Below are 6,113 nucleotides of genomic sequence, written 5' to 3' on the forward strand. Positions count from 1 at the left end.
GGCTCATAACCTGAAGGTCACAGGTTCAAATCCTGTCCCCGCAACCAAAACTACAGACCAAATCACACACAACACAAACGGCGGAGCCTCCAAGCTCCGCCGTTTTTGCGTTGTCAGATGTGAGGCCAAGACATTGCACGACCCATTTCCCGTCAGGGGAGGGGACCCAGGAGCTTTCCAATCCTCTACCGTCAGGTCGCAGGGTCATACGCTACCAAGCACCCACCGCATCGGTGTGGCAGCCGCTCGCAGCTTTGGCGTGAGCGGGTTGGCAATTTGGCGGTAGTCGTGAACGAGCTCGGGGGGCATCCCGAGGTTGCCTCAGGCCGCCATCGGCCGGGCTTCGATCCAGGAGAAGCGCTTGAGGTTGTAGGCGAGGTTGGCGAGCCCGATTCTGGTTCGGGGTCGGGCCAGACCGATGGTGCGCACGAACAGGTCGAAGCGGTGCTTCCGGCCGGCGAAGACCGTCTCGACGGCCGAGCGAACTTTGGAGCGGGCGCGGTTGGCTTTGCGCTGCGCCGGCGTCAGGTCATGGCCGCGCTGGCGCCGGAAGTGGATCTTCGAGCGCTGGCCATACTTGGCCAGATGGGCTTCGACAGCCTATCCCGCATTTGGAAATCCGTGGCGTCGTCGACACCGTGTAGAGCGTCTGAAGGATCACGATTTTGAACATCAGCACCGGGTCGTAGGGCGGGCGGCCACCCTTCGATCCATCGGAGCGCTCCAACGCGGTCGCCCGCTTCGGTCGGAACGCCGCGAAGTCGATCAAGGCCGCCAGCTTCACCAGCGGGTCGCCGTTCTCCGAAAGACGCTGATAGCGCTCATACAAATCGAGGAACCCTGGCTAACCCATCCGAGCCTCCCAACGCCGACAGCATCAAGGAATCCCGACAGCGCCCCACACGGAAGGCGGTATTTCGAGGTGTCCGGGCGGCGGTGACATCACTGCCGCCCGGTGCGCACAGTCAATCGACGGCGACCATGACGTCGGAGGCTTTGACCACGGCGTAGGCGTCGCCGCCGACGGTGAGCTTCAGGGTATCGACCGCCTCGTTGGTGATCGCCGCGGTGACGATCTGACCGGCTGCGATCTCGATCTTCACATGGGCCGTGGTGGCACCCTTCTCCACCGAGACGACCTTGCCCTTGATGACGTTGCGTGCGCTGATCTTCATCGTGTTCTCGCTAATTTGCTGTGCCGGTCTCGATCAGGCCGAAGCCCTGGGCCTCAAAGAACGGCTTGGCTGCCGCCCCCTTGAGAAAGTCGAGGAAACGCGCGCCGCCGTCGCCCTTGGCCTCGGCTGTAACGGCGAACGGATACACCACGGGCGGGTGGCTGTCCGCCGGAAACACCCCGACGATCTTCACACCCGGATCGGATTTGGCGTCGCTCTCGTAGACGACACCGAGGGGCGCTTCGCCGCGTGAAACCAGGGCAAGGGCAGCGCGGACATTGTCGGCTTGAGCGAGGCGCGGCTGGATCGTCGTCCAGAGTCCGAGCGTCTCGAAGCCGGCCTTGGCATACTTGCCCACCGGCACCGAATTGACCTCGCCTGTCGCAAGCCGTCCTTCGGTGCCGAGCGCCTCGGTGAATCCCGCATTGGTGAACGCGAGCGTGACGATCTTCGCGTCCTTCGGTGCCACGACGACGAGGCGGTTGCTGAGGAGGTTCACGCGGCTGCCGGGGCGGATGAGGTTCTTCTTTTCGAGGTAGTCCATCCATTCGAGGTCGGCCGACGCGAAGAGGTCGGCCGGTGCGCCGGATTCGATCTGTCGGGCGAGCGCCGAAGACGCGGCGTAGCTCGCCTTCACGTCGATCCCGGTTTGGGCGGTGAAGGCTTTTCCGGCATTGTCGAGGGCGTTCTTCAGGCTCGCCGCGCCGAACACGACGGTGGTTTCGGCGGCATGCGCCGCGCCAATCCCGACGAGGAGGCCGACCGCGACGAGGGCACGAGTGAAGTTGCGCATAGGGGGGCGATTCTCCGAAGCGAAGCGATCAATCAGGACCGGAAGGCTGAGGCCAGGCTGCTTTCGGCAGCGAGGCCATGTCGATGACGAAGCGGTATTTTACATCGCTCTTCAACATCCGGCCGTAGGCCGTCTCGATCTCGGCGATCGGGATCATCTCGATATCCGAGGTGATCCCATGCTTGGCGCAGAAATCGAGCATCTCTTGTGTCTCGGCAATGCCGCCGATGAGCGAACCGGCAAAACTGCGTCGGCGCCAGATCACACTGAAGACGTTGACCGCGAGCGGCTTCTCCGGCGCACCGACCTGGCACAGGGTGCCTTCCCGCTTCAGCAGCCCGAGATAGGCATTGATATCGTGGGTTGCCGCCACGGTATCGAGGATGAAATCGAAGGTCTCGCCTTGGGCCGCCATGGCGTCGGCATCCTTCGAAATCACCACCTCCGCGGCGCCGAGCCGCCGGGCATCGGCCTCCTTGCCAGGCGAGGTCGTAAACAGAACCACGTGCGCGCCCATCGCATGGGCCAGTTTCACGCCCATATGGCCGAGTCCGCCGAGGCCGACGATCCCGACTTTCTGGCCAGCCTTCACGCCCCAATGGCGCAGGGGCGAGTAGGTGGTGATGCCCGCGCACAGGAGGGGCGCCACTCCAGCGAGATCGAGGTTTTCGGGGATCCGGAGAACGAAATGGCTGTCGACCACGATGTGGCTCGAATAGCCGCCGAAGGTATGCCCGCCGATCTGTGGTTCGGGTCCGTTATAGGTGCCGGTGAAGCCCGGCACGCAATACTGCTCGAGGCCCTCGCGGCAACTGTCGCATTCACGGCAGGAATCGACCATGCAGCCTACGCCGGCGAGATCGCCCGGCTTGAAGGTCGAGACTCTGGCGCCGACTCGCGTGACTTTGCCGACGATCTCGTGGCCTGGGACGCACGGGTAGAGCGTATTCTGCCACTCGTTGCGGGCGGTATGCAGATCCGAATGGCAGACGCCGCAATAGAGAATCTCGATCTCGACGTCGGAGGGACCGGGATCGCGGCGCTCGAAACTGAACGGTGCGAGAGGCACTTCGGCACCCTGCGACGCATAGCCGATGCAACTGAACATGCAGGTCTCCACGCTGGTCGATCGGCGGCACCAGCAGGCAGGCACCGCCGCGACACCTCGCACGCTATATACGCTCCTACACAGCGCAAGCCAGAGGGGTATGACCAAGAACGATGGTCCGGGTGATGCGTGACGATTTTCGGAATTGCCGCGTTTCATGGTGAAACGCAGCGCCCGCACCCGGACGACGCGGTCTTGCGAGTGGCACGAGGCAGGCAGATGGCGCACCTGAGCATCCGGATCGATCTCGGCCCGGAGAACCGCGTCGGGCCGGGCAAGATCCAGCTCCTCGAGATGATCGCCGAGCATGGCTCCATCTCCGCGGCAGGGCGGGCGATCGGCATGTCCTACCGGCGGGCGTGGATGCTGATCGAAGCGTTGAACACCGGCTTCGGCCAGCCCGTCGTCGCGGCGCAGATCGGCGGTAAGAGCGGCGGAGGTGCCAAGCTGACTGCGTTCGGAGCAGAACTCGTCCAGCATTATCGTGCGATCGAGCGCGCGGCCGCCGAGGCCGCCGCGCCGTTCCTCAGCAGGATCGCGTCGGGGACCGGCGATTCGTAAGCGGCCTCTCGAAAAACTTTGCGGTTCGGCCACTGGCCAAACACAGGGTGATCCGACACATTGGCTATATCTGAACGGATACAACGACTGTCCGGAGACGCATGGTGTCGCAAAGCCCGCATTTTGCCGGGGCCGCCCTGAAGGCCCTCGCCTCCGGCCAGACGATCGCCCCCTTCACATTTCCCGAGCCGCCCTCGGCCGAGAAGGGACGGGACCGGATCTGGGATCTCTCGCCGAATCTGCATTGCTCCATCGTTGGCACCTGTCTCACGACGGCCGACGCACGCCACCTGCTGGCCAAGCTCGGCGAACACGATGCACGCACCATGAGCGAGCATCGGCTCCACGGCCAGATCGTCCACATGGCGGGCCGTCGCGATGGCGGGGGCAAGTTGCTGCAGAAGGCCCTCGACCGCCGACACGAGCGTGAGATCAAACGATTTGCCGGTGCGGTGACGCAGGCGGACGTGCGCGCTTTATGGCGCGAGTCCCTCGACCGTGGCGAGATTCCTGGGGCCTACTGGGCCGCGATCACCCATCCGGCCACCGATTGGGCGCTCGTCCAAGATATCTTCGGCGAAGTCCACATGCTGTCCCATCTCGTCGGGCAGTCGAACCGGGCGGACATCCGGCGCCTGCGGCAGCATGAAATCGATCTGGCCGAGCAGGATGAAACCATTTCCCGCCAGGAGCGGCGCATTACGGCATTGATGGAGGAGCGCGACGCCCTGTCGGATCGCAACCGCGCGATCGAGGCGGTTCAGGGCCGTATCAGCGCTGCGGGGCCGATCCGGGATCAGGTCTGCGACCGGGACGCGACGCGAACCCTGGAGATGCGCCTGACGCGAGAACGGGCCCATGCCGAAGCGCTCGACGAGAAGATCGCGACCTTGATGATGGCCTCGGGTCGCCTCAGCGTCGCGCTCGAATTGGAGATCGCGGGACGGCGCGCGGCGGAAGCGGAAGTCGCGGCGCTGGAACGCGTCGTATCCGCTCAGGCCAGCGGCACCGAGATCGCCGCGACCGGTACCGGCGACACCCTGCGGCGCCGCACGATCCTGTATGTGGGAGGGCGACCGCGTCAGGTCGCGAACCTGAGGCGATTCACGGAATCGCGCGAAGGGTGGTTCCTCAGCCACGATGGCGGTGTGGAAGAGAGCGTCGGTCTATTGGCTGGGCTCATCGGCCAGAGCGATCTCGTCGTGTTCCCGGTCGACTGCGTCAGCCACGAAGCGACGATTCTGGTGAAGCGGTTCTGCCAGGACACCGCCACCCCGTTCCGGCCGGTTCGAAGCGCCAGTCTCGCGAGTTTCATCCAGGCGATCGCGCCGAGCCCGGATACGGTCGGCGACTGATCGAAACGGGGCCGCTATCGTCAAGTCCGGCGGTTTGACCGGCGGCCCCTACAGGCGTTTTGCGAAGTTGGTCAGGGCGCGCGGGACGGAGGGATTGGCCCGCCCGGCCTCCGGAGCGTCGGCTGCGGTCTGGAACAGTCGCGCGATCTTGGCCGGATCGATCAGATTTCGATCGGATAGACAATCGGTCAGAACTTCCAGGGCGTATTCGAGGGCAATGATGCGCGCCTCAAGGTGTTCACGGTCATCCATGATGGTGCAACTCTATTTTTGAGATGCGCGATCAATATAGTTCCAGAATTTATGGGCAATGACTGTTTTTGCTGGTCTGGTATCATTATTTTGCAACCCAACCCGCGGATTGATCGCCGTACTCATGCGACTTGGACGCGAAAGCCGAACCCGTTCGCGCCGGACCGGCCGCCGCCGCCGCGCATTCGCGTTCTCGGCCACGCTGAAAAAGGATCTTGCGATGTCGGCGGTGATGGGTGCGATGTCGTGTCTCCGTCCCTGGGAGGCATGACGCAGGGTGAAGCCGATCCTCGCGCTTCAAGGCGCTTCGAACCTGATCATCCAGGGCGCTCTCGCGTCGTGTGTCGCGCGGTGGTCCGGACCCGATACGCGGATCGTCGGCGTCATCGAGGTGCGGGACGAGGCCGCGCGCGATCCTGCAGCCCGCGACCGTCTGCAGGACCTTCGCACTGGGGTGACCTACCCGATCTACCAGGATCTCGGACCGGGCTCGACCGCCTGCAGGCTCCACACCGACGGGATCATCGCGGCCTGCGAGGCGGTAAGACTTCAGATCCGGTCCGGCTGCGATCTCGTGGTCCTGAGCAAGTTCGGCAAGCTGGAAGCGGCGCGAAGTGGCCTCTCGGCGGCCTTCGCGTCGGCGGTCGAAGCCGAAACGCCGATCCTGACGGCGGTGGCGCCGTTGTTCGTGCCGGCCTGGCAGGCCTTCGCCGGTCCGCTCGCCGAGATGGGAGCGCCCGACGCGGAGACGCTCGATGGCTGGTGGCAGGCGGTTCGCCGCCCACGGGTGGATGGCCGACCGAGGCCGGCCGGACCTACGGCTCCTTGAAGCCGTATTCCGGCACGCCGTCCTCGGCGTCGTAGTATTT

The 6,113-nt window shown here is 64.5% G+C and carries 7 protein-coding genes and 1 pseudogene; 3 read left to right on the forward strand and 5 right to left on the reverse strand.

Annotated elements, in window-relative coordinates; translation table 11 throughout:
• Positions 1 to 321: 321 nt before the first annotated feature.
• The 4 genes and pseudogenes from G3T14_RS22750 to G3T14_RS22765 all read right to left on the reverse strand — a co-directional run bounded on the left by G3T14_RS22750 (position 322) and on the right by G3T14_RS22765 (position 3,076).
• A pseudogene (locus tag G3T14_RS22750) lies at positions 322 to 829 on the reverse strand (transposase).
• 136 nt (positions 830 to 965) lie between these two features.
• A complete protein-coding gene (locus G3T14_RS22755) occupies positions 966 to 1,175 on the reverse strand; it encodes a TOBE domain-containing protein (RefSeq protein WP_163644784.1) in 210 nt (69 codons plus the stop codon).
• 10 nt (positions 1,176 to 1,185) lie between these two features.
• Positions 1,186 to 1,968 carry a molybdate ABC transporter substrate-binding protein gene (gene modA / locus G3T14_RS22760; protein WP_163644785.1) on the reverse strand — a complete coding sequence of 261 codons (783 nt, stop codon included), beginning with the start codon at positions 1,966 to 1,968 and terminating at the stop codon, positions 1,186 to 1,188.
• 28 nt (positions 1,969 to 1,996) lie between these two features.
• Positions 1,997 to 3,076 (reverse strand): NAD(P)-dependent alcohol dehydrogenase, encoded by a 1,080-nt coding sequence (locus tag G3T14_RS22765; protein ID WP_163644786.1) that lies wholly within the window; start codon positions 3,074 to 3,076, stop codon positions 1,997 to 1,999.
• Between the two features lie 219 nt (positions 3,077 to 3,295).
• Between G3T14_RS22765 and G3T14_RS22770 the strand changes: the two genes are divergently transcribed.
• Together G3T14_RS22770 and G3T14_RS22775 are read left to right on the forward strand one after the other, a co-directional pair.
• Positions 3,296 to 3,637 carry a winged helix-turn-helix domain-containing protein gene (locus tag G3T14_RS22770; RefSeq protein WP_163644790.1) on the forward strand — a complete coding sequence of 114 codons (342 nt, stop codon included), beginning with the start codon at positions 3,296 to 3,298 and terminating at the stop codon, positions 3,635 to 3,637.
• 101 nt (positions 3,638 to 3,738) lie between these two features.
• On the forward strand, positions 3,739 to 4,992 hold the full coding sequence (locus G3T14_RS22775; RefSeq protein WP_163644787.1) for a DUF2325 domain-containing protein: 1,254 nt from the start codon (positions 3,739 to 3,741) through the stop codon (positions 4,990 to 4,992).
• Positions 4,993 to 5,040: 48 nt separating this feature from the next.
• Here the strand turns inward: G3T14_RS22775 and G3T14_RS22780 are convergent, their stop codons facing one another.
• On the reverse strand, positions 5,041 to 5,244 hold the full coding sequence (locus G3T14_RS22780; RefSeq protein ID WP_163644788.1) for a hypothetical protein: 204 nt from the start codon (positions 5,242 to 5,244) through the stop codon (positions 5,041 to 5,043).
• 277 nt (positions 5,245 to 5,521) lie between these two features.
• Here G3T14_RS22780 and G3T14_RS22785 point away from each other — a divergent pair, with 277 nt between their 5' ends.
• Positions 5,522 to 6,073 (forward strand): DUF2478 domain-containing protein, encoded by a 552-nt coding sequence (locus G3T14_RS22785; protein WP_163644789.1) that lies wholly within the window; start codon positions 5,522 to 5,524, stop codon positions 6,071 to 6,073.
• Positions 6,074 to 6,113 lie beyond the last annotated feature (40 nt).

This window comes from Methylobacterium sp. BTF04, assembly GCF_010692745.1.
Classification (GTDB): domain Bacteria; phylum Pseudomonadota; class Alphaproteobacteria; order Rhizobiales; family Beijerinckiaceae; genus Methylobacterium.

Bases quoted from the DNA above. Each gene is read 5' to 3' on its own strand.
- modA (WP_163644785.1), bottom strand. From the start codon at position 1,968: ATGCGCAACTTCACTCGTGCCCTCGTCGCGGTCGGCCTCCTCGTCGGG.
- G3T14_RS22780 (WP_163644788.1), bottom strand. From the start codon at position 5,244: ATGGATGACCGTGAACACCTTGAGGCGCGCATCATTGCCCTCGAATAC.
- G3T14_RS22765 (WP_163644786.1), bottom strand. From the start codon at position 3,076: ATGTTCAGTTGCATCGGCTATGCGTCGCAGGGTGCCGAAGTGCCTCTC.
- G3T14_RS22755 (WP_163644784.1), bottom strand. From the start codon at position 1,175: ATGAAGATCAGCGCACGCAACGTCATCAAGGGCAAGGTCGTCTCGGTG.
- G3T14_RS22770 (WP_163644790.1), top strand. From the start codon at position 3,296: ATGGCGCACCTGAGCATCCGGATCGATCTCGGCCCGGAGAACCGCGTC.
- G3T14_RS22775 (WP_163644787.1), top strand. From the start codon at position 3,739: ATGGTGTCGCAAAGCCCGCATTTTGCCGGGGCCGCCCTGAAGGCCCTC.